Here is a 1,163-nt window from a genome sequence, read left to right as displayed (position 1 = left end):
ATCAGGTTGATAGGTCTGAGGTGGAAGCGTGGTGACACGTGGAGCTGACAGATACTAATAGATCGAGGACTTAACCTATATTCTAATGTGAAGCTTGAACATTGTTATCTAGTTTTGAGAGAACATTCTCTCCATCAGGTTTGGTGGCGATAGCGAAGAGGTCACACCCGTTCCCATACCGAACACGGAAGTTAAGCTCTTCAGCGCCGATGGTAGTTGGGGGTTTCCCCCTGTGAGAGTAGGACGCCGCCAAGCTTTTCTAAGGATCAGTTCCATACGGAACTGGTCTTTTTTGTGTTTTTGAAAAAATTACTTCTATTAAATCACTTTGTAAAGTGAGAAGTGATGATTTAGTAAATGCCTCATCGATAAGTTGATCTTTCCGTCCGTCTCACTTTCATGTATTTTCATTGAACAACGCAGCTGTTGTTTGTGGGTCGGCCGTTCAATTCGTTTAGGATGAAGATCAAAAGCATAGAAAGCAGCTAATAAGAATTTTCTTTGGCAGCCAGATACAGAGGACTGTTTAGAGACACACTAGATGACTGAGTATCGCAACACTTACAGTTGAATTTTTCGCTCGCTCTAAGTAAGAATAAGAAAGAATCAACACTAACTTGATACCCTAGTAACACTTTAATATTGAAGATAGTAAAGAACAGTATCATTTAAGGACATTTTTACATGAAAATGATTTCCCAGAAAAATAAAATAATAAAAGAATTCCTTCTCTAGATGATTTGTATGAGAAGATATATTGAATAAAATAAGCATATAAAAAGCTTGAAAAGGGTAATTTCACATCAATAAAGCTTTATTAGAGCCCTTTTTAACAAAAAAACATAAAAAGATGAAAAAAAGACTTTTAAAATGATGAGACAAGTGGTAGAATTCTTTAGGTGCCTTAACGAAAAGACGAAAAAACAACGTTAAAATAAATTCAAAAATTATTTTAAAAAAGTCTTTACAAACAATATCTTATCGTTATATAATACTATTTGTCGGATCGAGAGACATTCGAAATGACAACACAATATGGAGGATTAGCTCAGCTGGGAGAGCATCTGCCTTACAAGCAGAGGGTCGGCGGTTCGAGCCCGTCATCCTCCACCATATTTATTCTTACATAATGTTAGGATAGATAAAGCCGGTGTAGCTCAACT

General features: G+C 36.5%; 1 tRNA gene and 1 rRNA gene. Both read left to right on the top strand.

What is annotated here, in order from left to right:
* Positions 1 to 139 precede the first annotated feature (139 nt).
* Positions 140 to 255: ribosomal RNA gene (rrf, locus tag C6347_RS19090) — 5S ribosomal RNA — on the top strand.
* A gap of 782 nt (positions 256 to 1,037) precedes the next feature.
* A tRNA-Val gene (locus C6347_RS19085) sits at positions 1,038 to 1,113 on the top strand.
* Positions 1,114 to 1,163: the final 50 nt, after the last annotated feature.

This window comes from Bacillus sp. NMTD17 (assembly GCF_002998735.1).
GTDB lineage: Bacteria > Bacillota > Bacilli > Bacillales > Bacillaceae > Bacillus.
This window is presented reverse-complemented; position numbering and strand designations above follow the sequence as displayed.